The organism is Pseudomonas koreensis (assembly GCF_012986595.1).
GTDB lineage: Bacteria > Pseudomonadota > Gammaproteobacteria > Pseudomonadales > Pseudomonadaceae > Aquipseudomonas > Aquipseudomonas koreensis.
Genome location: NZ_JAAQYM010000004.1, coordinates 530050 through 554636, shown reverse-complemented (window position 1 = coordinate 554636; position 24587 = coordinate 530050). Strand labels below are relative to the sequence as shown.

At 60.8% G+C, this 24587-nt stretch carries 22 protein-coding genes; 9 read left to right on the top strand and 13 right to left on the bottom strand.

Features of this window, described 5'->3' with window-relative positions:
• Nucleotides 1–147: 147 nt before the first annotated feature.
• The 3 genes from HBN98_RS15490 to HBN98_RS15480 all read right to left on the bottom strand — a co-directional run bounded on the left by HBN98_RS15490 (nt 148) and on the right by HBN98_RS15480 (nt 2915).
• Nucleotides 148–1434, bottom strand: coding sequence for an ATP-binding protein (locus HBN98_RS15490; RefSeq protein WP_083366209.1), 1287 nt, complete (start codon nt 1432–1434; stop codon nt 148–150).
• Nucleotides 1435–2142 carry a response regulator gene (locus HBN98_RS15485; RefSeq protein ID WP_064587142.1) on the bottom strand — a complete coding sequence of 236 codons (708 nt, stop codon included), beginning with the start codon at nt 2140–2142 and terminating at the stop codon, nt 1435–1437.
• 164 nt (nt 2143–2306) lie between these two features.
• Nucleotides 2307–2915: a MiaE family protein gene (locus HBN98_RS15480; protein ID WP_083366210.1), complete on the bottom strand. Its 609-nt coding sequence runs from the start codon at nt 2913–2915 to the stop codon at nt 2307–2309.
• Nucleotides 2916–3073: 158 nt separating this feature from the next.
• On the opposite strand from HBN98_RS15480, the gene HBN98_RS15475 reads away from it, so the two are divergent.
• On the top strand, nt 3074–3937 hold the full coding sequence (locus HBN98_RS15475) for a universal stress protein (RefSeq protein WP_083366211.1): 864 nt from the start codon (nt 3074–3076) through the stop codon (nt 3935–3937).
• Nucleotides 3938–4049: 112 nt separating this feature from the next.
• Here HBN98_RS15475 and HBN98_RS15470 read toward each other — a convergent pair whose 3' ends face one another.
• Entirely contained in the window at nt 4050–4520 is a 471-nt protein-coding gene (locus tag HBN98_RS15470; RefSeq protein ID WP_064587138.1) for a DUF1289 domain-containing protein, read from the bottom strand.
• A 467-nt stretch (nt 4521–4987) separates the two neighbouring features.
• Here HBN98_RS15470 and acnB point away from each other — a divergent pair, with 467 nt between their 5' ends.
• Nucleotides 4988–7597 carry a bifunctional aconitate hydratase 2/2-methylisocitrate dehydratase gene (acnB, locus tag HBN98_RS15465; RefSeq protein WP_064587136.1) on the top strand — a complete coding sequence of 870 codons (2610 nt, stop codon included), beginning with the start codon at nt 4988–4990 and terminating at the stop codon, nt 7595–7597.
• A 168-nt stretch (nt 7598–7765) separates the two neighbouring features.
• On the opposite strand, the gene HBN98_RS15460 is transcribed toward acnB, so the two are convergent.
• The 4 genes from HBN98_RS15460 to HBN98_RS15445 all read right to left on the bottom strand — a co-directional run bounded on the left by HBN98_RS15460 (nt 7766) and on the right by HBN98_RS15445 (nt 11440).
• Nucleotides 7766–9412 carry a SulP family inorganic anion transporter gene (locus tag HBN98_RS15460; protein WP_083366212.1) on the bottom strand — a complete coding sequence of 549 codons (1647 nt, stop codon included), beginning with the start codon at nt 9410–9412 and terminating at the stop codon, nt 7766–7768.
• A gap of 80 nt (nt 9413–9492) precedes the next feature.
• Nucleotides 9493–10773, bottom strand: a complete 1281-nt coding sequence (locus HBN98_RS15455; RefSeq protein WP_041067380.1) for an HAAAP family serine/threonine permease — start codon at nt 10771–10773, stop codon at nt 9493–9495.
• Nucleotides 10774–11025: 252 nt separating this feature from the next.
• Nucleotides 11026–11196, bottom strand: coding sequence for a hypothetical protein (locus HBN98_RS15450; protein WP_169844057.1), 171 nt, complete (start codon nt 11194–11196; stop codon nt 11026–11028).
• A 49-nt stretch (nt 11197–11245) separates the two neighbouring features.
• Complete coding sequence (locus tag HBN98_RS15445; protein ID WP_064587131.1) at nt 11246–11440, bottom strand: hypothetical protein; 195 nt, start codon at nt 11438–11440, stop codon at nt 11246–11248.
• 228 nt (nt 11441–11668) lie between these two features.
• On the opposite strand from HBN98_RS15445, the gene HBN98_RS15440 reads away from it, so the two are divergent.
• The 6 genes from HBN98_RS15440 to HBN98_RS15415 all read left to right on the top strand — a co-directional run bounded on the left by HBN98_RS15440 (nt 11669) and on the right by HBN98_RS15415 (nt 16921).
• Nucleotides 11669–12052 carry a tautomerase family protein gene (locus HBN98_RS15440; protein WP_083366213.1) on the top strand — a complete coding sequence of 128 codons (384 nt, stop codon included), beginning with the start codon at nt 11669–11671 and terminating at the stop codon, nt 12050–12052.
• 207 nt (nt 12053–12259) lie between these two features.
• A complete protein-coding gene (locus HBN98_RS15435) occupies nt 12260–12784 on the top strand; it encodes a cysteine hydrolase family protein (protein WP_083366214.1) in 525 nt (174 codons plus the stop codon).
• A gap of 122 nt (nt 12785–12906) precedes the next feature.
• Nucleotides 12907–13896, top strand: a complete 990-nt coding sequence (locus HBN98_RS15430; protein ID WP_083366215.1) for a hypothetical protein — start codon at nt 12907–12909, stop codon at nt 13894–13896.
• Between the two features lie 42 nt (nt 13897–13938).
• Nucleotides 13939–14907, top strand: a complete 969-nt coding sequence (locus HBN98_RS15425; protein ID WP_083366216.1) for a 2-hydroxyacid dehydrogenase — start codon at nt 13939–13941, stop codon at nt 14905–14907.
• Between the two features lie 156 nt (nt 14908–15063).
• Nucleotides 15064–16131, top strand: coding sequence for a phosphotransferase family protein (locus HBN98_RS15420; protein ID WP_083366217.1), 1068 nt, complete (start codon nt 15064–15066; stop codon nt 16129–16131).
• Nucleotides 16132–16153: 22 nt separating this feature from the next.
• A complete protein-coding gene (locus HBN98_RS15415; RefSeq protein ID WP_007965755.1) occupies nt 16154–16921 on the top strand; it encodes an SDR family oxidoreductase in 768 nt (255 codons plus the stop codon).
• A gap of 941 nt (nt 16922–17862) precedes the next feature.
• On the opposite strand, the gene HBN98_RS15410 is transcribed toward HBN98_RS15415, so the two are convergent.
• The 5 genes from HBN98_RS15410 to HBN98_RS15390 form a co-directional block, all read right to left on the bottom strand.
• Entirely contained in the window at nt 17863–18120 is a 258-nt protein-coding gene (locus tag HBN98_RS15410) for a DUF1652 domain-containing protein (RefSeq protein ID WP_064587121.1), read from the bottom strand.
• Nucleotides 18121–18254: 134 nt separating this feature from the next.
• Nucleotides 18255–19751, bottom strand: coding sequence for a helix-turn-helix transcriptional regulator (locus HBN98_RS15405; RefSeq protein ID WP_083366218.1), 1497 nt, complete (start codon nt 19749–19751; stop codon nt 18255–18257).
• Between the two features lie 185 nt (nt 19752–19936).
• Nucleotides 19937–20830 carry a LysR substrate-binding domain-containing protein gene (locus HBN98_RS15400; protein ID WP_083366219.1) on the bottom strand — a complete coding sequence of 298 codons (894 nt, stop codon included), beginning with the start codon at nt 20828–20830 and terminating at the stop codon, nt 19937–19939.
• Nucleotides 20831–20836: 6 nt separating this feature from the next.
• Complete coding sequence (locus tag HBN98_RS15395; protein ID WP_083366220.1) at nt 20837–23050, bottom strand: xanthine dehydrogenase family protein molybdopterin-binding subunit; 2214 nt, start codon at nt 23048–23050, stop codon at nt 20837–20839.
• Nucleotides 23050–23514 (bottom strand): (2Fe-2S)-binding protein, encoded by a 465-nt coding sequence (locus HBN98_RS15390; protein WP_064587113.1) that lies wholly within the window; start codon nt 23512–23514, stop codon nt 23050–23052. Before HBN98_RS15390 ends, HBN98_RS15395 begins: the two co-directional genes overlap by 1 nt.
• A gap of 118 nt (nt 23515–23632) precedes the next feature.
• On the opposite strand from HBN98_RS15390, the gene HBN98_RS15385 reads away from it, so the two are divergent.
• Nucleotides 23633–24523, top strand: coding sequence for a LysR substrate-binding domain-containing protein (locus HBN98_RS15385; RefSeq protein WP_083366221.1), 891 nt, complete (start codon nt 23633–23635; stop codon nt 24521–24523).
• Nucleotides 24524–24587: the final 64 nt, after the last annotated feature.

The following is a 24587-nucleotide window of genomic DNA, read 5'->3' as shown; positions in this document are numbered from 1 at the left end:
GGACATGCTGACCGGGCCTTGAGCAGCAGTCCAGTGGCACCGCGTTATCGTTCATCGTTGGCAAGCCAGCTCCCACAGATTTTGTGTACGCCCGGGAACGTGTGGGAGCTGGCTTGCCAGCGATAGGGCCGGGACTGGCAACGCGGATTAGTCCAGATGCGCCCAGGTCATGCGAAACGACGCCCCACCCCAAACCGACTCCCCGACCTCGACCTGCCCGCCATGGGACTGCGACACCCGCCGCACCAGCGCCAACCCGAGGCCAAACCCACCGGTGCGACGATCCCGGCTGGCATCCAGCCGCGAGAACGGCTCGAAGATTTTCTCCCGACCTTCCACCGGCACACCGGGGCCGTCATCGTTGACCCGCACCTCGTAATAATCGCCGCTGCGCACCAGGGTCACTTCGACCCGTTGTTCGGCATAACGAATGGCATTGCGCAGCAGATTGATCACCGCCCGCGCCATGAAACGCGGCTCGATGCGCACGGTGTCGAGCCGGCAATCACCGATCAGCAACTGCACCCCCGCCGCTTCCGCCTCCAACGCCACACTGCCGACCACGCTGTCGAGCCAGTTGGCGGCCTGAATGTTTTCGCGCTTGATCACCGTTGCGCCGCGTTCGAGGCTGGCGTAGGTCAGCAGTTCTGAGACCATTTCTTCCAGCTCGCCAAGGTCGGCGTACATGTCGGCGATCAATTCGCGGTTCTGACTGGCGTCCGGCAATTGTTTGAGCTGATCAAGTTCAAACGACAGCCGCGCAATCGGCGTGCGCAACTCGTGGGACACCGCGTTGGTCAGCTCGCGCTGATTGGCGATCAGGCTCTCGATGCGCGCCGCCATCAGGTTGAAGTGTTCAGCCAGATCACGAATGTTCGAACGCTTGGACAGTTGAATGCGCACCGACAGGTCGTTGTCACCAAAACGCTCGGCGGCCAGACGCAGTTTTTCCAGATCGCGCCAGTGCGGGCGCACCCAGAAGAACAGCACGATGCCGATCAGCACCGCGAGCATCGCGTAAGCCACCGCGATGTAAAACGGCATCAGGCTCGGTTCCGGTGGCAGCTTGATGCTGAGCAACTGCGAGCCACCGTCGATGTTGCTGATGAACTGGGTGTAGTTGTCGCGGATCACCAGCAGGTTCTGCGCCAGCTCTTGCTTTTCCTCGGCACTGAGCGCCAGCTGGTCGGCCTCGATCAGCTTCAGCGACAAGCCGTAGTGCGGGCGCAGCGCTTCCAGTTGCTGCTCGCGCGCCGCCCCCTGCTGATCGCGCATGTGCTCGACCAGTGACCACGCCTGCCCTCGCACCGCCTCGCGGTTGTAGGCTTGCATCTGATTGTCGAGCAACGCGTTGAAGGTGTGCTCGACGGTTTGCAGGGCCAATACCAGGCCCACCGTCATCACCAAAAACAGCCCGAAGAATAACCGCAGCATCTACAGCTCCCACGCGAACGGATTGAACAGATAACCCTTGCCCCACACGGTCTTGATGCAGACCGGTTCGCGGGGGTTGTCCTTGAGTTTGTTGCGCAACTTGCTGATGTACACGTCGACGCTGCGATTGAGCCCGTCGAAGGCGATGCCGCGCATGCGGTTGAGAATGTCATCGCGCGACAAGGTCTTGCCAGCGGCGCTGGCCAGCAGCCACAGCAGCTCGAATTCCATGGTGGTCATTTCGATGATTTCGCCGGCCAGGCGCACTTCGCGGCAGCTGCGATCGATGCTCAACCGGCCGAACTCCAGCGCACTGACCACGCCGGACTCCGGCATCTGCCGACGCTGCAAGGCACGCAGCCGCGCCAGCAGCACCGGCGGCTTGATCGGTTTGATCACGTAGTCATCGGCGCCGGACTCCAGGCCGAGAATGTGGTCAAGGTCGTCTTCCTTGGCGGTGAGGATAACGATCGGTGTGTCCGACACGCTGCGGATTTCCCGGCACACGTGCAGGCCGCTCTGCCCCGGCAGCATCAGGTCGAGCACCACCACTTTGGGCTGGAACTCGAGAAACGCGGCCACCGCCAGATCACCGCGATGCACCGCGCGCACCTCATAGCCATGCTGTTCGAGAAAGTGCGCAATCAGCGTGGCCAGACGCTCATCGTCTTCAACCAGCAGGACTTTGCCAAAACCCAGGTTATCCATAACGACCGTCTGCCAACCCATGTGTGAAGTGGTCCTCATTATGGCGGCAATCGCTGGCGAGGCGTTGTTGCGGGCAGCAAAAACCGGCCGCGGGGGCCGGTTTTTGTAGATGTTTCATACTCTTAAGAGTTTTTAACAGTTTTCCATGCAGGCGCTGCCTCAGGTTATGCGGCAGCCGGCACGCCACTGTGGAAGCGGAACTCCTCGTCCGGCGACTCGATCAGGTCCTGCTCGGCAGCACGCACCTTGTCGATCACCTGGGCGATATCCTTCGCGTCGCCGTACTGGTAAGCCAGTTTCAGATAACCCTGGAAATGCCGCGCCTCGCTTTTCAGCAGGCCGAAATAGAACTTGCCGAGTTCTTCGTCCAGATGCGGCACCAGCGCTTCGAAACGCTCGCAACTGCGCGCTTCGATGAACGCGCCGACCACCAGCGTATCGACCAGTTTCACCGGTTCGTGGCTGCGCACCACTTTGCGCAGGCCCGAGGCGTAGCGCCCGGCGTGCAGCTGGCGCAGTTCGATCTTGCGGCGTTTCATGATGCGCATGACTTGTTCGTGGTGCACCAGCTCTTCCCGGGCCAGACGCGACATCATGTTGATCAGGTCGACGTGGGAATGGTACTTGGCAATCAGGCTCAGCGCGGTGCTGGCGGCCTTGAACTCGCAGTTCTTGTGGTCGATCAGCAGGGTTTCCTGATTGGCCAGTGCGGCCTGGACCCAGGCGTCGGGCGTGCGGCAGCCAAGGAATTCGTGGATTTCGGGCAGGATCATGGGGCTCACGGTAAAGGTATTGGCGCGAAGGGCGCCGATTATACCGGCCTGCCCGCAGACCACCAGTCGCAGGCGTTGATATGCATCAAGTCGCAGGCGCATGAGCAGCAACTATAGTTGTGCAACGCCGTGCCTTTTCTTTGCTGGAGACTCCGCTCATGCAAGCCATTCGCAGCATTCTGGTGGTCATCGAACCGGAACATTCGGAAAGCCTGGCGCTCAAGCGCGCCAAGTTGATCGCTGGCGTGACCCAGGCTCATCTGCACCTGTTGGTGTGTGACCGCAAGCACGACCACGCCGGCATGCTCGGCGTACTCAAAGCTGCGCTGTTGGCGGATGGCTACAGCGTGACCACCGAGCAGGCCTGGAACGAGAGCCTGCACGAAACCATCACCGACGTGCAGCAGGCCGAAGGTTGCGGGCTGGTGATCAAGCAGCACTTCCCCGACAGCGCGCTGAAAAAAGCCCTGCTGACCCCGGCCGACTGGAAACTGCTGCGTCACTGCCCGACCCCGGTGCTGCTGGTGAAAACCTCTACCCCGTGGAAGGACCGAGTGATTCTGGCGGCGGTCGATGTGGGCAATGCCGATGGCGAGCACCGGCACTTGCACACGACGATCATCGATCACGGCTACGACATCGCCAGCCTGGCCAAGGGGCATCTGCATGTGATCAGTGCGCATCCGTCGCCGATGCTGTCCTCGGCGGATCCGGTGTTCCAGCTCACATCCACCATCGAGGCGAGGTATCGCGAGCAGTGCAAAGCGTTTCAGGCCGAATTCGATGTGGATGACGAACGCCTGCACATCGAGGAAGGCCCGGCGGATGTGCTGATTCCGTTCATGGCGCACAAGCTGAAGGCGGCGGTGACCGTGATCGGCACCGTGGCGCGCAGCGGCTTGTCAGGCGCGTTGATCGGCAATACCGCCGAAGTTGTGCTGGATGCGCTGGAAAGCGATGTGCTGGTGCTCAAGCCGCAGGAGGTTGAGGATCATCTGGTGGAGTTGGCGGTGAAGCACTGAAGATTGCGTTGTATTTGATGGCCCCTTCGCGAGCAGGCTAGCTCCCACAGGGAAATGCAATCCTGCAGGCAGATGTATTTCAAATGTGGGAGCGAGCCTGCTCGCGAAGCTGCTAGGCGCCGAAGGCGTCTTTGAGGAAGCCCGGCGCGATATAGCGCTGGTAATGCGCTTCCGACAGCAGGAAGAATTCCCGATCAATGGCATCGCGCAGTTCCGGCAGGTTCCAGTCGCGGAACTCCGGCAACAGCACCATCCCGTAGGCTTCCAGATTAATGATCACCCGCGCACCGCGAGCGATTAACTGATAAGCCCAGCAATATTCCGACTGATGCGGCACAAAGCGGATCTTGCGCTGTTCCAGTTGCTCGCGCAGACGCGCCGGATCGAAGATCTCGACCTTGCTCGCCATCACTTGTGACAGCAATTGTTCAAGACGCAACCACACCGCACGCTTTTCTTCCTCGCCGTAACCGTTCCAGTGGATCACTTCGTGGTGGAAACGCTTGCAGCCACGGCACACCAGATCTCCGTAAACAGTGGAGCAGAGGCCGACGCAGGGGGTCTTGATGGTCTGATTGGGCATAAATTGGCAAAACACTGAAACGCGGAACAGGCCCGCATGTTAGCCCTTTGTCAGGCATTGATCACCCCTCAAACGTCAGGGGCAAGCGCTGGATCGCGGTTTGAGCCACAGCCGCGCAACGCCACCAAAGTCCAATAGAGTCCGACTTACCTTTAAATTTTTTTTGCCGTAGAATCAGCCAGCCTTTTAAGGCGCCAATGTCCGTTAGAAGCTGTTTTCAAAGCGTCACGAGCACAGTCGTTCCTTCAGAGCGGTGTTGGCGAAGGGTTTTTCCAGCGGGGAAAAGCCCAACGCCAACCCTCATCAGCTCCCCGTTCTGCAGGCGTAAAACTTTGAAAGCAGCTTCTGTAAGGAATTGCCGGTAATTCTGGCCAGACGACCCACAACGTCGTGAGGTGCATGAGTACGGCAATTTCGGGATGAGCGTCCCGGACACCCATTTGGGACCACTGATGAGGGTAATAACTGTGCTTGAAGCCTACCGCAAACATATCGAAGAGCGTGCAGCCCTGGGTATCGTTCCCCAGCCGCTTAACGCCGAACAAACTGCAGGCCTGGTCGAGCTGCTGAAGAATCCTCCGGCTGGCGAAGAAGCTTTCCTCGTTGACCTGATCACCAATCGCGTACCACCAGGAGTGGACGAAGCCGCTTACGTCAAAGCCGGTTTCCTGTCGGCCCTGGCCAAAGGCGAAGTGACCTCCCCTCTGCTGGACAAGAAGCGCGCTGTAGAACTGCTCGGCACCATGCAGGGCGGCTACAACATCGTGACCCTGGTCGAACTGCTGGACAACGCCGAGCTGGCGCCAGTGGCTGCCGAAGAACTCAAGCACACCCTGCTGATGTTCGATGCCTTCCACGACGTGGCTGAAAAAGCCAAGAACGGCAACGTTCACGCCAAGGCCGTGCTGCAATCCTGGGCTGACGGCGAGTGGTTCAAGAAGCGCCCTGTCCTGGCCGACAAGATCAGCCTGCGCGTATTCAAGGTCACCGGCGAAACCAACACCGACGACCTGTCGCCTGCACCAGACGCCTGGTCGCGTCCTGACATCCCGCTGCACGCCCTGGCCATGCTGAAAATGGCCCGTGACGGCATCGTTCCGGACGAGCAAGGCAAGACCGGCCCGATGAAGCAGATTGAAGACATGCGCGGCCAAGGCTTCCCGATCGCCTACGTCGGTGACGTGGTCGGTACCGGTTCCTCGCGTAAATCGGCGACCAACTCGGTCCTGTGGTTCTTCGGCGACGACATCCCTTACGTGCCGAACAAGCGCGCTGGCGGTTTCTGCTTCGGCAGCAAAATCGCTCCGATCTTCTACAACACCATGGAAGATGCCGGCGCACTGCCAATCGAGTTCGACGTGTCGAACATGAACATGGGCGACGTGATCGACCTGTACCCGCACGCTGGCAAAGTCTGCAAGCACGGTACCGACGAAGTCATCACCACCTTCGAAATGAAGACCCCAGTGCTGCTGGACGAAGTCCGTGCCGGCGGTCGTATTCCGTTGATCATCGGCCGTGGCCTGACCGAGAAGGCTCGCGCCGAACTGGGTCTGCCTGCGTTCGACCTGTTCAAGAAGCCTGAAGCACCGGCTGAAAGCACCAAGGGCTTCACCCTGGCGCAGAAAATGGTCGGCAAGGCTTGCGGTCTGGCAGAAGGCCAAGGCGTGCGTCCTGGCACCTACTGCGAACCGAAGATGACCACCGTAGGTTCTCAGGACACCACCGGTCCAATGACCCGTGACGAACTGAAAGACCTGGCGTGCCTGGGCTTCTCCGCTGACCTGGTGATGCAGTCCTTCTGCCACACCGCGGCGTATCCGAAGCCGATCGACGTGACCACCCACCACACCCTGCCTGACTTCATCATGACCCGCGGCGGCGTTTCCCTGCGTCCGGGCGACGGCATCATCCACTCGTGGCTGAACCGCATGCTGCTGCCGGACACCGTGGGTACCGGTGGTGACTCGCACACCCGTTTCCCGATGGGCATCTCGTTCCCGGCCGGTTCCGGTCTGGTCGCGTTCGCCGCAGCTACTGGCGTCATGCCGCTGGACATGCCGGAATCGATCCTGGTGCGCTTCAAAGGCAAAATGAAACCTGGCATCACCCTGCGTGACCTGGTTCATGCCATCCCTTACTTCGCCATCCAGAACGGTCTGCTGACCGTCGAGAAGAAAGGCAAGAAAAACGCCTTCTCCGGCCGCATCCTGGAAATCGAAGGCTTGGAAGGTCTGACTCTGGAACAGGCGTTCGAACTGTCCGACGCCTCGGCCGAACGTTCGGCTGCCGGTTGCACCATCAAGCTGTCGAAAGAGTCGATCACCGAGTACCTGCAGTCCAACATCACCCTGCTGCGCTGGATGATCGGCGAAGGCTACGGCGATGCGCGTACCCTGGAACGTCGTGCTCAAGCGATGGAAGCCTGGATCGCCAACCCTCAGCTGATGGAAGCCGATGCCGACGCCGAATACGCCGAAGTCATCGAAATCGATCTGGCCGACATCAGCGAGCCTGTACTGTGCGCGCCGAACGACCCGGACGACGCCCGTCTGCTGTCCAGCGTTGCTGGCGAGAAGATCGACGAAGTGTTCATCGGTTCGTGCATGACCAACATCGGTCACTTCCGCGCTGCCGGTAAACTGCTGGATCAGGTCAAGGGTCAGCTGCCAACCCGTCTGTGGCTGTCGCCGCCGACCAAGATGGACGCTCACCAACTGACCGAAGAAGGCTACTACGGCATTTACGGCAAGGCCGGCGCACGCATGGAAATGCCAGGCTGCTCGCTGTGCATGGGTAACCAGGCACGCGTTGAGCCGAACAGCACCGTGGTCTCGACCTCCACTCGTAACTTCCCGAACCGTCTGGGCGACGGCGCGAACGTCTACCTGGCTTCGGCCGAGCTGGCGTCCGTGGCTTCGATCCTGGGTCGCCTGCCGACCGTCGAGGAGTACATGGAATACGCTGGCAAGATCGACAGCATGGCGGCCGATATCTACCGCTACCTGTCCTTCGACCAGATTGCCGAGTTCCGTGAAGCGGCTGCGAACGCCAACATCCCGGTCGTTCAAGCCTAACGCTGCAACGCAATGAAAAACGCCGCCCATCGTGAGATGAGCGGCGTTTTTTTATGCCCTGGAATACCGTCCCCTGTAGGAGTGAGCCTGCTCGCGATAGCGGTGTGTCAGATACATTTGTATTGACTGACACACCGCTATCGCGAGCAGGCTCACTCCTACAGGGGGTTAAGTGTTGAGTTTGAGGGCTTGCTGGACCGCCCCGTCAACGCTGAGTCCACTGAGAATCACACGGTTGCTCGTTACTTCAGGCAACGCCTCCAGCACCGCCAGCGCCTCATGCTTGAGCCGCGCCAGAATCAGCCGCTTGCCCTCCTGATGCACCCGCAGAAAGAACTCCTGCATCGCCTCGATGCTGGTGCCGTCCAGGTCCGGGGTTTCCTCCAGACTGAGGATCACCGTGTGCACTGGCGCATCCGAATGCCGAATCAAGTGCAGCGCCGCTCCGAGAATCTGCTCCACATTGGCAAAGAACAATGCTTCGCTGGGCCGCACAATCAGCACTCCGGGTTCAGTTGTCGCCGTCGGATGACGCTGCAGGTCGACAAAATCGTGCCCACCGTCGATCCGCCCGAGTACCTGAATATCCGCTGCCGACATCTGCTTGAGCATCAGCAACACGCTGATGGCCACCGACACCAGCAACCCGTCGAGAATGCCCAGCACCAGCACCGCACCCACCGCGCACAACACCAGCACCCGATCCCGGCGCCAGATGAAATAGCGCCCCAGCGGCTGCAGACTCAAGCCACGACCCAGCGCATGCATGACGATGGCCGCCAGAATCGGCTCCGGTGTCAGGGCAATCCACGGCAACACCGTCAGCACGATCACCAGCACCACCAGCGCAGCGACACCGCCGGCCCAACGGGAAGTCCCCCCGGCGGCCTCGTTCGCCGACGTCGCCGAATACCCCGCGCCCGCCGGCATGCCATGAAACAGCCCGGACAACAGATTGGAGGCACCGAGCGCCAGCAGATCGCGGTTGGAGGTCACGCGGTCGCCGTGCTTGAGCGCGTACGCACTGATCGAACCATACGACTCGGCATACAGAATCATCACCAGCGCAAACCCCACCTCCCCCAGCCGCAACCAGTCAGCGAACGGCAGCACCGGCAGGTTCGGCACCTCCAGGCTGAGGTCGATCAAGCCAATCAGCTTCACACCGTGCGCCGGCAGGTTCAGCCATTGCCCGGCCACGATGCCAATGACGACGACCAGCAAACCGCCGGGCACCCGTGGGAAACGTGAAAACACACCCAACAGCACCAGCGCGACCGCTGCAACCGCGGCGGCCGGCCAGTTCCAGTGCGGCAGTTGTTCGAGCAATTGCGGGGCGAAACGCACCAGATTGGCGTCGCTCAGTTGCACGCCGACCACACTGGCCACCTGCTTGAGAATGATGGTGGCCGCCAGCCCGAAGGCGAAACCGCGCAATACCGGTTTGGCGATAAACGCGGTGACGCTGCCGAAACGAAAGATCCCCGCCAGCAAGAACAGCCCGCCGCTGACCAGTACCAGCCCGACCGCCAGCGTTGCGCGCAATTGCGGGTCGCCATTGGCCATGGTCGCCGTGGCCGCCGCCAGCACCGCCGCCGAGGACGACGTGGCGGAAACAATGGCAAAACGGCTGGTGCCAAACAGCCCGTAACAGAGCAACCCGGCAAACAGCGCAATCACCCCGGCCTGGGGCGCCAGCGCGGCGATGGTCGAATAGGCGACCGCTTCAGGCAACAACAGGCCGGCAATCGACAGGCCGGCAAGGATGTCCTGCCAGCGACTGGGTTGTTCCACAGGTTGGGGCGCGCTCGACAATCCACTGTCTCCAGACGAAAAAAAGCCGCTGTGCGCATCACGCACAGCGGCCACTGTAGCTGAGTATCTGGCGCTTGGGCTTACGCCGTCAGCGAATAAATCAACGCCGAAATCGCCACCAGACCTACGGCGGTGACAAACACGTTCGACGCCTGACCACGATAGCGCGCCATCGCCGGCACCTTGCGGATCGCGTACATCGGCATCAGGAACAGAATCGCGGCGATGACCGGACCACCAATGGTCTCGATCATGCCCAGGATGCTTGGGTTGAGGGTCGCAACGATCCAGCACACCACCAGCATGAACGCCGCCACGATGCGATCCAGGGCCTTGGCGCCCGGACGCTTGCCGCTCTTGACGATCAGGCCCTTGAGGCCTTCGCTGGCACCGATGTAGTGGCCGAGGAACGACTTGGAGATCGCCACGAAGGCAATCAACGGCGCCGCAAACGCGATGGTCGGGTTACTGAAGTGGTTGGCCAGGTACGACAGGATCGACAGGTTCTGCGCCTTGGCTTCGGCCAGTTGTTCCGGCGACAGGGTCAGCACGCAACTGAAGACGAAGAACAGCACCATCACCACCATCAACAGGTGGGCACGGCAGAGAATCTGCGAGCTGCGCTGGTCAGCATTGACGCCGTAACGACGCTTCTGGTCCACCGCGAACGCCGAGATGATCGGCGAGTGGTTGAACGAGAACACCATCACCGGGATCGCCAGCCACAACGTATGCAGCAGCGCCGATGGCGCCGGCACTTGCGAGGCGGTCGTCAGGATGCCGCCGTTCCAGTGCGGAATCAGGTACACCGCAAGAAACAGCAGCGCGACGATGAACGGGTACACCATCAGGCTCATCGCCTTGACGATCGCCTGCTCGCCGCAACGCACCACGGCCAGCAGACCGAGGATCAGCACGAACGACAGCAGCGCGCGCGGTGGCGGCGTGATGTGCAATTGGTGTTCGAGGAAGCTGGCGACCGTGTTGGTCAGGCCGACGCTGTAGATCAGCAAGATCGGGAAGATGGCGAAGAAGTACAGCAGGGTGATCAGCGCACCGGCCTTGATGCCGAAATGCTGCTCGACCACATCGGTGATGTCGGCGCCTTCACGCCCGGAGAGCACGAAGCGGGTCAGGCCGCGGTGAGCGAAGAACGTCATCGGGAAGGCCAGCAGCGCGAGGATCACCAGCGGCCAGAAGCCACCCAGACCGGCGTTGATTGGCAAAAACAGGGTACCGGCGCCAATGGCCGTCCCGAACAGTCCCAACATCCACGTGGTGTCATGGCGATTCCAGCTCGACAGTTCAGCTGGTGCTGCCGCTTCATAGCGTTCGTCGACGCTATTGGCCTGATCATTCATCCGGTCGGATCTCCGCATTCCGGTCACTTGCCACTCGGTCAGGACGCGTCGGAAAAAACCGACAGACATGCTCCGGCCGAAACAGGGGCGCGATTCTCCGCGATAAATGAGCAGAAGCAAAGACTTAGCTGAGGAATGGTTGTGCGGAGCAGATCAGCGGGTTGTCGTTTTCTGGAAAATAGCTGTCGGCTACAGGCATGCGTGATGTCGTTTTTCGGCACGTTTCAATGCCAAAGCGAGCGGCAAGACTGATCAGATCGATCGAGCCAGGAGAAATCCGAGTGACATGCAAAACAGACCGAACGCCAGCATTCCCCAGATTGGGTACATATCGCCCTTGTGTCTGATGCGCATTTTTTCAACGTCCTCATCGTATTCTCGATCTGCTCGTTCAATCATGGCCTGACGGTCAAATGTGTTCATGGTGATTCCTTTTTTAGAGACAGAGTCTGAAGGGTACTAACGCAAGCACTCAAAACTTAAGTGAAAGTCCTACTACGGCTGCTGTTGCGGTCACCCCGCCTGTGACTACCGCGAGCGGGTAAAAATACGTCTCCCACCTCAACTTCTTTTCTTCCGCCATAAGCTTTTTCCTCTCGGCTGCAAGTTTCCGTATTTCACTCATTAACCTTTCGAGTTCCAGGTGTTCTCGATTGTTTTGAAGCATTTGCCTTCCTTGGCTGTTGGCAGTCCCTGCCCGAGCTGCTTTGTGCCCACATGATTTCGCGTTCATCACCATTGCGATAGCAGACGCAGCTGCCAAATTCGTAGGCAAAATCCGCAAAAATCGTAGGTAGCCTCATACAAAAACAGCAGCAAGCTCATCACCCAAACTTTCAATTTGCCCGACATGTTCTAGCGTGAGTGGAGTCCCCTGCCCCCACGGAGCCGCCCAATGCCACTCGTCCGCGTCGACATCAGAAAACACGCCGATCCCGGCTTCGCCAAACGCATCGGCGAGCAGATCTACGCGGCCATGCGCAACACCATCAACGTGCCGGAGCACGACAACTTCCAGATCCTCAACGAGCACGACGGCGAGCATTTCATCTTCGACCCGCAATACCTGGGCATCCAGCGCAGCGAGCAGTTGGTGATCATCCAGATCACCCTCAACGAAGGTCGAACGCAGGAGCAGAAAAAAGCCCTGTACCAGACCATCGCGCACAGCCTGAACACCCAACTGGGCATTCGCCTGGAAGACGTGTTCATCAATCTGGTGGAAGTCAAAAAGGAGAATTGGTCGTTCGGCAACGGCATAGCTCAATACGCCAGTTGACAGCCCGTGGACGCCGCCAGCATGATCGACCCCATGAACTTCCGCGCGCTGCACCTTACCCGCACCACCACGACCGCCACCGGCGGGTCGTGCGGTTTGTGCGTGAGGTAAATCCAGCGCAGCAAACCCGGGGCCCCGCCAGCAATGGACGGGGCCTTGTTGTTTCTCCCGTCCGTGCGGCTGCTTTTGTCACTCAAGGAGAAACACATGTCTGCAGCACTGTTGATCATCGATATGCAAGTCGGTCTGTTCCACGGTCCGGAAAAACCCCACGACGGCGAACGCGTTCTCGCCAACATCCAGCAGTTGATTGCAAAAGCGCGCCAACAAGACGTGCCCATCTTCGCCGTACGCCACACCGGCCCCGAAGGCTCGCCGACTGCTGCGGGCAGTCGATTCTGGCAATTGTTGCCGGCGCTTGAACTGAACGCTGATGTTGATCTTCTGTTCGACAAATCCAGACCTGATGCCTTTCACAACACTGATCTTGCGCAGCAGCTCAAAATCAAAAAGGTCGATGAACTCTACCTCGTCGGCATGAAGACTCAGTTCTGCATCGACAGCACCTGCCGCGCCGCTGCCGATCTGGGTTTCAAACCCTTACTGGTGGCCGATGCCCACACTTGCATGGACACTCACGCGCTGCCTGCGCAGGCAATCATTGAACACCACAACGCAACCCTCGGTGCAGCCTTCGCCCGCTTGATCAACAGTGCCGACGTGACGTTCTGACGAAGCTCTCCAATGCGGCCAGCACCGACATGTTGTTTTACATGTCCGGCCGCAGCCTCCGGCCCGAATTTTTGGGTAGTATGACCACACACTTGGATCCAATAACACACGGTAGGGGTTACATGGGCAAGGGCATTAAAATGGTCAGCGCGGTGGATACCTACAATCAGCCGTACACTTTGGAAAGCCTGCAACAAAAACACGACAACCACCAAACTGTCCCCGCGCTGCTATGTGATGGCGGCGGCTGCAAAGTGCCGGTGCGTTTCGTGCCAAGGGGCTTGCGTAACAACCCGGGCAAAGAGCCCTCGGACAGGGCTGCTTACATCGGCTTGACCGCAGGTGCTGAGTCGGAACACAAGCCAGGCTGCAAGTACGATGCTCTGGGGCAACTGAAAACCATTATTGCCGACCAGTCAGACCCAGACTTCATCGGTGCCATCGATCAAGGTCAGTTCGAATTACGTTTACTGCTGCTCCACAACAGTCTGGGCGGCAAATCTTTGGCTGGCAGCGAACACACGCCTTCATCCACAGGTGACTCGGCGACTCGCCGCCCCTCGGTGTATCAGGCTTCCGGCAACAAACTCGACAGTTATCTGCGTACTACTTCTGACATCCTCAAGCTCCGTGAGCGGTGCGAGGCGGATGACGTTTTGAAGAACAACTTGATACTGCGTTTCGGCGACAAAAAAATCCGCTGGTCGGAATTTTACTTTGAGCCTGATCGCTATGAAGACGCCTGGAAAATGGCTCACCGGCGCGGCAATCAATGCCATCCGTTCGCGATAGCTGGCACAGTCAAGCAACTCAAGGCTCCGAAGGATGGAAGCAAACAGGTGAACCACTATCTGAACTTGCATTCCGAGTACAATCGGGCCGACGCTGAAGACATCGTTAATACCTTTGACATCAGTGTGGGAAGTACCGAAGCCGTTTGGCTGGCAAAATTTTCGGAAGACACTGAAATCATCATGTTTGGCGTGTGGAGCGTAGGTTCACCCCGCAAGAATCCTTACCGTAAAGGCACTGCGGATAAAGTGACAAACTTCGTCAACCACGGGCTGACGCTTTATCCCAAGTTCCACCGTCAGCTTTTGAAAGTAGTCTAAGCTCCCAGCGATCCGATATCCCGAGCCCTCAGGAGCCGCGCGATGCCTGCAACCGTTCTGGTACTGGTTGAAACCATCAATGACTATCTGCCGATTCTCGAGCAGCAGGGTTTTCATCTGATCCTCGCGCCGACCCCTGCCGAACGCGCACAAGCCATCGCCACCCACGGCGCCCGGATCGACGCGGTGCTGACCCGTGGCCCGCTGGGCCTCACCGCTGACGAGATCGCCGGGCTGCCGATCCTGAAAATCATCACCGTGATCGGCGCCGGTTACGAGCACGTCGACCTGCAGGCCGCCAGCGATCGCGGGATCACCGTGACCAACGGCGCCGGGGTCAACGCCTCGTCGGTGGCCGACCATGCGATGGCCATGCTGCTGGCACTGGTGCGTGATATTCCGCGCTGCGACGCGGCGGTGCGCCGGGGTGAATGGCCGAAAATCATGCGCCCGTCGCTGGCCAACAAACGCCTGGGCATTCTCGGACTGGGGGCGGTGGGCCTGGCGATTGCCAAGCGCGCCAACCTTGGTTTCGACATGGACATCAGCTATCACAGCCGTCAGGTGCGCAGTGACGTGCCTTACGCATTCTGCTCGACCCCGACCGAACTGGCGCGGGCCTCGGACTTTCTGATCGTCGCCACGCCGGGCGGGATCGGCACCCAACACCTGGTGACCCGCGCAGTGCTTGATGCACTTGGCCCGAAAGGTTTCATCGTCAATATCGCCCGGGCCAGTGTCATCGCCACCGCCGACCTGATCACCGCCCTTGAGCAACGAAGGATTGCCGGGGCTGCGCTGGATGTTTTCGACCACGAACCGCAAGTACCGGATGCGCTGAAAACCTTGAGCAACGTGGTTCTCACGCCCCACGTCGCCGGCCTGTCACCGGAAGCTACCCAAGGCACGGTGGAACTGGTCGGGAAAAACCTCGTGGCGTTTTTCTCCGGGCAACCGGTACTGACGCCGATCGCCCTGCCCCCAAGGCTCAACAACCAGCGCGTGCATTGAAAAGAGCCGGCAGTGCCCTGCTGCCGTGCCTATTCGAAACGCTGATTATCCTGCAACACGCTAACCTATAAGACCGACCCGCGCTTGTGACCGCCCGAGCGCGCCATTAGATTAGCCAATGATGTCTGGCCTCCAAAATAAGCAGAAGGGATAAGCATGGCGCTTACTGACCAGTCCACCCGGATCCGCGATGGCGAAGAACTCGATGCCAGCCTGATCGATCCGTACCTCAAGGCGCACATTCCGGGCCTGACCGGCACCCCGCAGATCAGCCAGTTTCCCGGCGGTGCGTCGAACCTGACTTACCTTCTGGAGTACCCGCAGCAGGAGTTCGTGCTGCGCCGGCCGCCGTTCGGCCACAAGGCCAAATCCGCCCACGACATGGGCCGCGAATTCCGCATCCTCAATCAGCTGCGCGACGGTTTCCCGTACTGCCCCAAGGCCTACGTGCACTGCACCGACGAATCGGTGATCGGCGCCGATTTCTACGTGATGGAACGGGTCAAGGGCATCATTCTGCGCTCCGACCTGCCGCCGGAACTGGGCCTCGATGCGGCGAAAACCGAAGCGCTGTGCAAGAGCTTCATCGACCGTTTCGTCGAGCTGCACCGGGTCGACTACAACGCCTGCGGCCTCAGCGATCTGGGCAAACCGGAAGGCTACGTCGCCCGCCAGATCAAGGGCTGGAGCGAACGCTACGAAAAAGCCCTGACCCCGGATGCGCCGCACTGGGAAAAGGTCAAAGCCTGGCTCAACGACAAGATGCCGGCCGATCACCCGACCTCAAGCATCGTGCACAACGACTACCGCTTCGATAACGTGATCCTCGACCCGGACAACCCGATGCAGATCATCGGTGTGCTCGACTGGGAACTGACCACCCTCGGTGATCCACTGATGGACCTGGGCAACACCCTCGCCTACTGGATCGAAGCCGGCGACCCGGCACCGGTGCAACTGATGCGCCGCCAGCCAAGCCACGCCCCGGGCATGCTGACCCGCCGCGAGTTCGTCGACTACTACGCCGAACGCTCGGGCATCCAGATCGACAACTTCGACTTCTACTACACCTACGGCCTATTCCGCCTGGCCGGCATCGTGCAGCAGATCTACTACCGCTTCTACCACGGCCAGACCCAGGACAAACGCTTCGCGCAGTTCATTCACATGAACAAACTGCTGGAGCACATGAGCCTGCAGGTCATTGCGAAATCGAGCCTCTGACGGCCCATACCAAGGAACCCCTATGTCCAAGACTCAGTTGTTCGACCTCGACGGCAAAATCGCCTTCGTCTCCGGCGCCAGCCGTGGCATCGGTGAAGCCATCGCCAAACTGCTGGCCCAGCAAGGCGCCCACGTCATCGTTTCGAGCCGCAAGCTCGAAGGCTGCCAGCACGTAGCCGACGCCATCATCGCCGCCGGCGGCAAAGCCACCGCCGTGGCCTGCCACATCGGTGAAATGGAACAGATCAGCCAGGTGTTCGCCGGGATCAAGGAACAGTTCGGCCGGCTCGATATCCTGGTCAACAACGCCGCGACCAACCCACAGTTCTGCAACGTGCTGGACACCGACCTCGGCGCGTTCCAGAAGACCGTCGACGTGAACATCCGCGGCTACTTCTTCATGTCGGTGGAAGCCGGCAAGCTGATGCGCGAAAACGGCGGGGGCAGCATCATCAACGTGGCGTCGATCAACGGCATTTCACCGGGCGTGTTCCAAGGCATCTATTCGGTGACCAAAGCTGCCGTGATCAACATGACCAAGGTCTTCGCCAAGGAATGCGCGCAATTCGGCATCCGCTGCAACGCTCTGCTGCCGGGTCTGACCGACACCAAGTTCGCTTCGGCGCTGGTGAAAAACGACGCGATCCTCAAGCAGGCGCTGACCCAGATCCCGCTCAAGCGCGTGGCCGATCCGAGTGAAATGGCCGGCGCCGTGTTGTATCTGGCGAGCGACGCGTCGAGCTACACCACCGGGGTTTCGCTGAATGTGGACGGTGGGTTCCTGTCCTGATCGCCTTTCACTGACCCGAGACTGACCTGTGGCGAGGGGATAAATCCCTTAGCCACAAGGCCAGCTGATTCTGGATCAGGCATCGAGCACTTTGGACAACTGCCAGCCGAAGTGCACCACCGCCCCGCTACTGCGTCACACAGCGAGTGGTGGTGATATGCCGAGTGACCTGTCCGTCCACATACATATCGCCCGCCACCTGGGTGTCTTCCAGAGTCTGACAGGTACGCACCGGCGGTGGTGGAGGCGCAGCAGGAGGCGGTGGCGGAGGACTGGCGCAACCGCTGAGCAGCACGACAGAAAAAGCCAGCGACAACGGGAGATACACGCGTTTCCCAAGATGATTCATAGGACGACCCGCGATAAATGGAAGAGCCACTTCCGTCGCCGCACACAACAACCGCGCGCAACAGAAGACCTGACCACTCATTCTTTATAGCCGACCACCCTGCAAGCGCCAGTGAAATGGAGGGAGATGGGGGAATGGGCTGTCGATTTTGCGGGGATGGGAGGCCGCCATCGCTGGCAAGCCAGCTCCCACAGAAATCAACAGCAGACCGCATCCGCTTCTCACCACTCAACAGGATGAGCGTTAGCTCGGCTGCAGCTCTTGATCTTGCCGTACCGGCCCCTTCGGCAGGCTGAGTGGAGGGGTTTATCCGGGGGTGGGAGCGCAGCGACCGTTCGACGAAGTCGAACACATCGAGAGGAGGTGCAGCGAAGCAAACCGTAGACGATGCCCCCGGATGAACCCCGCAACGAAGGAACCCGAGCCTAAGCGAGGGCCGAACGCCGGGGCCAAGACCTTTGGTTCCTTTGGGGCGTCTGCCAAAGGGACTCGCCGTAAGGGCGAAACCGCCAGCCGCAGCACCCGAAGCAACGGATATTCACCCCACCCCACAAGAACCTGGTCGGCCCAAAGGCCGCCAAGACCAAAAGCCCTAAGCCAAATCAGGATCCCGCGAAGAGCGCAAAGAAATACTCTCCAACTCATACCGCAACTCTTCAATCAACGCCTCGACCGCCTCAGCCGTACGCAACGCACTGAGCTTCAAACCACTGATCACCAGATCCACCTGCCCCGACATCGGGTGATATAGCTTCACCGTCAGCGACTGATCGCCATCCACCAGACATTCACAGGCCAACGGCGCAAAGCTCTGCTCAAGGCGCACACGCAACTGCGCAAGATTCATCATTTGAAGCCGTTCCTTTAGCTGTTTCGAAGGGACACGATCCCAAGCCATCGGCTCGTATCGCACCCCAACAGACTAAGAACTGCCCCTCCACCTCAGAACCTCAATTTGCACCTTGCCGACTAGTGCATTTGCACCTACCGCTGACCCTTGGGTCGCCATTCACCGGAGAACAGTCCGCGCTCCCGGGCCCAGACAATCGCCTCACTGCGGCTGTGTACATCAAGCTTGGAATACACCGTCGCCACATGATTGCGCACTGTATTCGGCGCCAGTTTCAGACGCGCGGCAATCTCCTTGTCCGCCAGCCCTTCACAGATCAAGCCCAGCACATCACGCTCGCGCGCCGTCAGATCAGTGAACGATACGCTTGGCAGTTGCGGCGAATTGACCTTCTTCACATTGGCCAGCTTTTCGATCAGCGTGCGGCTGAACCACGAGGCGTCCTTCATCACTTCCTCGATCGCCGCCACCAGTTCCAGCTCGGTGCGCTTGCGTTCGGTGATGTCCATCAGCACCAGCAAATAGCAGGATTTGTCATGGATATTCACCGTGTCCGCCGACACCGCGCATTCCAGCACCTCGGCATCCTTTTTGCGCACCCGCACGTCCACCCGATCAATGCGCCCGGTTTTTTCCAGCGCCGTGAGCAAGCGTGTGCGCGCCGCGCTGTCGTCGATGAACGCCAGTTGCACCACGGTTTTATCCAGGACATCGTCGCTGTCGTAGGCCAGGGTCTCGAGGAATGCCTGGTTGACGTCGATCACCCGCTGCTCGTCCGCACTGCAGATCAGGATCGGCACCGGGGTCAGGCGGAACGCCTTGGCGAAGCGCTCTTCGCTCTGGCGCAGCGCCACTTCGGCCTTGTGCCGCGGCTCAATGTCGACGAACGAAAACAGCATGCAGTCCTCATCGTTGAGCTGCAGGGTCTGCCCGGCAACGATCACCTGCTTGCTGCTGCCATCGGGCAGGCGCAGTTCGGCCTGCATCTGCGGAATGGTCGCGCCGTCGCGCAGACGCTCGATCGCCAGGTCCCGCCGCTCGGCCTGCTCCAGCACGTCCAGCTCGTAGGTTGAAGCGCCGATCACCTGATCACGGCTGTAGCCGGTCATCTCGAGAAAGCCCGGGTTGACCTTGATATAGCGCAAGTCGCTGAGCCGGCAGATCACGGCCGGCGCCGGGTTGGCGTTGAAGGTTTTCTCGAAGCGCTGCTCGGCATTGGCCCAGTCGGTGACGTCACTCATGATCAGCACCAGCGACTCGGGCTGACCTTCGCGGTCGGTCAACACCATGCTGCGCACGCTGTGCACCCAGACGCGTTCCGGGTCACTGACCGGGGACACTTCAATCAGCACGTCGCTGAAGGTTTCGCAGCGCGCGACGCGGCTGATCGGGTAGTTTTCCGGCGGCACCGTGTGGTTGTTGCGATAGCGCAAGCTGAAACGCTGAGCGTATTCATCGGCATCGTTGCCGAGTTCACCGATCCGGTTGACGCCATGCATTCTCAGCGCAGCTTCATTGGCCCACAGCAGGCTGCGGTCGAGCTCCAGCAAAATCACGCCATCCGACAGCCCGGCGATGATCTGCTGCAACTGGCGACGATTGGTTTCAGTGGTCAGGACTTCCTGGCTCATTGGATCTCCACAGGGAATGCGCGTGTGAAGATTACGACCGCAGGCGTTCGCGATCGTGCCAAGCACTGTGACAACACCACAAATCCCCTGTAGGAGCGAGCCTGCTCGCGAAGGCGTCGTGTCAGCCAACACATTTTTTGAATGCAAATAGCGCTTTCGCGAGCAGGCTCGCTCCCACAAGGAGATCAGCGTTGGCCTGAGGTCTCCACCAACTCACGCAAGGTGTCGAGAAACAACTTGAGCACCGGCGACGCATCATCCGCGCGGTAAGTCGCATACAGCGGCACCTCAGGCAACGCCGGGGTCAGCTTGCGGAACACCAGCCCCGCCGGCGCCAGTTGTTCGATGGACGCGGGCAACAGCGCCACACCGAATCCGGCCCGCACCAGGCTGAGCAAGGTCTGCACCTCGATCACCTGCTGGCGGATCTGCGGGGTGAACCCGGCCTGGACGCAGCACTGATAGAGAAAATGGGCGAACCGCGACTGCTTCAGTTCCAGCGCGACAAACGGCTCCCGGGCCAGATCCGCCGGCGCCAGCACTGCGCGACTGGCCAGCGGATGGTCCGCCGGCATCACCACGTGAATCGGCTCGTAGATCAGCAGCTCATTGCGCAACAACGGGTCGTCATAGCCGACACGAAACACGCAGGCGTCGATGCGCTTCTCCTTGAGCGCCTTGACCTGCGCCGCCGGGGTCATTTCGTGCAGGCGCCAGTTCACCTGCGGATAGCGCTCGCGAAACAGGTGCAGCGCCTTGGGCAGAACGCCGACCATCACCGAACTGATCATGCCGATTTCCAGCTCGCCGAGCTGCCCGCGCCCGGTCTGACGCGTCAGGTCCAGTGCCCGCTCGAGCTGTTCGAACACCAGCGGCGCCTGCTCCTTGAGCATCTGCCCCGCCGCTGTCAGCTCGACCCGATGGTGACTGCGCTCGAACAGCGGCGTGCCGAGTTCTTCCTCCAGCAGACGAATCTGCTGGCTCAACGGCGGCTGGCAAATATGCAGCCGTTCGGCGGCGCGACCGAAGTGCAACTCATCGGCCAGGGCCATGAAATAGCGCAGCAGACGCAGGTCCATGGCGGCTTACCCCAGGCTCAGCGGTGTCGAGCGCTGGCGAATGCCGGTCAGCGCGAACAAGGCGTTGGCAATCGCCGGTGCCACCGAGGGGCTGCCCAACTCGCCGACTCCGCCGGGTTTGCCCGGTTCGCCGTCCAGCACCACGATGTCGGTGGCCGGCATGTCCGACATGCGGGTCACGCGGTAGTCGTGGAAGTTGCTCTGCACCACCCTGCCCTGTTGGATATCGAGCCGATCGAACAAGGCGTGGCCCAGGCCCCACATCAAGCCGCCGTAGATCTGCTCTTCGACCCCGCCTGGCGACACGGCCAAGCCGCAATCGACCACGCACGTCAGCTTCTCGACCTTCGGCTTGCCATCAACCGTCGCGACCTGCGCCACCACCGCGATAAAACTGGTGTAACCCTGATTGGTCGCAATCCCCAGCGCGGTGCCCGGGGGCAACGGCTGGCCCCATCCGGCGCGCTCAGCCGCCTGTTTCAGCACCGCCACATGCCGTGGCCGGTCCTGCATGTTGGCGAGCCTGAACGCCAGCGGATCGGCGCCCGCCGCGTGGGCCAGTTCATCCATGAAGCTTTCCACGGCGAACACGTTGGGGATGAAACTCACCGAGCGATACCAGCCGCTGGGCACGTGGCTTTCATGCTTGACCCAGTTCAGCTCCAGATGCGGCGGACGATAAGCGAAGTCCCACGCGGTGATCGCTTCGGTGGTGCTGTAATCCATGCGATCCGGGCGTTCGAAGTAACCCGGCTCCCACTGCTCCGGCGACGCCGGCGACACCGCATGCAACTGCAGCGCGTTGAGTTTGCCCTGAGCGTCGAGCGCACCTTTGACCCGGTGCAACGTCGCCGGGTGATTGAACAGTGCGTGCATTTCGTCTTCGCGGCTGTTGAGCAGCTTCACCGGCACCCCGGTTTGCTGCGCCAGATACGCCACTTCGAACAACCAGTATTTGGCCTCCCGCGCGCCGAAGCTGCCGCCGGACACCAGTTCGTTGATGGTGACCTTGTCCTTGTCGATGCCGCACACGGTTTGCGCCGCTTCCAGCGCCGAGGACGGCACCTGCACGCCGCCCCAATAGGTGATCGCCTGGTCCTTGACCTGCGCAGTGATGCAGATCGGTTCCAGCGGGTTCTGCACCTTGTACGGCATGGTGTAATCGGCTTCGATCAGCTTCGCCGCGCTCGCCCACTGCCCGGCCACATCGCCATTGCTCATGGCCTTGACGGTTTGCGCCGCCGGGTCGGCTATCGCTGCAGCCTGAGCCTTGCCCAATTCGGCGCTGTCGAATCCGGCCAGCGGCGAATCACTCCACTTTATCTCCAACACTTTGCGCCCCTGCTGCGCGGCCCAGAACGTGTCCGCCAGCACCGCAACCCCTTCCAGATTGCCGCCGAGCACATCCGGCCGCCCCGGAATCGCAAGCACCTTGCGCACGCCCGGCACCTGCAACGCTGCCGTCGAGTCCACGTTGATCACCTTGGCACCGACCACCGGCGCCCGCTGAATCACCGCCACCAGCATCCCCGGTAATTGCACGTCGATGCTGTACTTGAAACCTCCGCAAACCTTGGCCGCCGCGTCACGCTTGTGCCGCAGCTTGCCGATGTATTTGAACTGCGCCGGATCTTTCAGCGTGACGTGGGCCGGTGCCGGCAGACGCGCCGCCACGCCGACCAGTTCGCCGTAGCCGAGGCTGCGTTTGCTGGACGGGTGAACCACCCGGCCTTCCTCGGTGCTGCAACTGTCGGGACTGACTTTCCATTGCTTCGCCGCCGCCGTGATCAGCAGCGCCCGAGCCGTGGCCCCGGCCATGCGCAGGCGGTCGTATTCCAGCGACACGCTGGTGCTGCCGCCGGTGGAGAAGACTTTCCAGATCGGGTGAATGTAGGTGTCGAAGAACGGGTTTTCCGGGGTGATGACCTGCACGGTCATCGGGTTCACATCCAGCTCCTCGGCCACGCACGCGGCCAGCGCGGTGTGCGTGCCGGTGCCGGAGTCGTGCTTGTGCACCACCAGTTTCACCGTGCCGTCGGGGAAGATCCGCACCCAGGCGTTGGGTTCGAATTCGCTGGCCGGGGCCGGGGCTTTTGGGTCGCTGGCGGCGATGCCGGATGGCAGGTACAGGGCAATCGCCAGCCCCGAAGCCACCGTCGCCGCTTGCTTGAGAAACACCCGGCGTGACGGTTCGATCAAGGTGTCGTCGAGCAGGCTCATCAGGCCTCCTTCGGCGCATTCGCCGCGCGCTTGATCGCTTTGTTGATCCGCCCGTAAGTGCCGCAGCGGCAGATATTGCCGGTCATCGCATTGCGGATCGAATCGTCGGTCACCGCTGCCCCCGTGTTGAGCAGCGCGGCGGCAGACATGATCTGCCCGGATTGACAGTAGCCGCATTGCGGCACATCTTCGGCGACCCAGGCCAGTTGCAACGGATGGCTTTGCGTCGGCGACAAGCCTTCGATGGTGGTGATGCTGTGGCCCGCGACGGCGGCCAGCGGCAACTGGCAGGAACGCACCGCGACACCGTCCAGATGCACGGTGCAGGCACCGCACAGGCCCATGCCGCAGCCGAATTTGGTGCCGGTAAGTTTCAGTTGATCACGCAGGACCCATAACAAGGGCATGGAGGGGGACGCTTCATCCAGCTCGCGTCGTTCGCCGTTCACCGTGAATGCAATCATTGTCTGGCTCCAAAAGAGCGGCCCGTCTTTGTGCGGGCCTGGTGACCGATTATTGGAAGCCCGGGCAACCCGCGGCCAGCGACGATTTCTGCCAACCGCTGTAAGCAGGACTAACAACATGTACAAGCGATACCCGTCGGTGCAGTCCATGAGCGCGTTTATCCACGCTGCGCGCAGCGGGAGTTTCTCCAGCGCCGCGCGCAAGCTCGACCTGACCCACAGCGCCATCAGCCAGCAGATTCGCGCACTGGAAGACTTCATCGGCCAGCCGCTGTTCGTGCGTGAAGGCGGCGGCAGCAACCTCACCGACGCCGGGCAGTTGTTTGCCAGCGTGCTGTCGGATGGACTGGCGCAGATCGACCGGGCGCTGTCCTCGGTGAAAAACCGCAGCGTGGCCCAGCGCCTGACCCTGGACGTCGACAGCGAACTGGCGCAGAGCTGGCTCAATCCGCGCCTGCCAGAACTGCTCGATGGCCTGCCGGATTACGAGGTGACGCTGCGGTCGATGCCGCGCAGTGATCGCAGCACCTTCGAGCGGGTCGACCTGGCGTTGCGTTATGGCTATGGCGATTGGGATGACTGCGAGATGACGCAGATCTGTGGCGACCGGGTGTTGGCGGTGGCTTCGCCGGCGTTGCTTGAGCGCTATGGTTTAGAGGTGCCGTTGAGCCCGGCGCAAATCCTCGAACTGCCGCTGTTGGGCTATACGCGACGCTCGTGGATTCCGTGGCTGGATGCCGCCGGAATGCCGCCCGTCGAGCCGCCGGCACGGGTGATTTTCGACAATGCGGCGAACCTGATTGCCGCCGCTGAGGCCGGGGTTGGCGCGGGACTGGTGCGCGGATTGCTGGCCGCCGATGCGTTGCGCAGCGGGCGGCTGGTGGCGCTGAACGAGGCGCAGATTGCTGCGCATTACAACCTGTATGCGGTGTGGCCGCATGGGCAGGCCGAGCGCGTGGCGCCGGTGGTTGAGGTGATTAAAGAATTGGCCTTGCGTACACAAACTTGACGCTATCGCGAGCAGGCTCACTCCTACAGTTGGAATGCGTTCACCTGTAGGAGTGAGCCTGCTC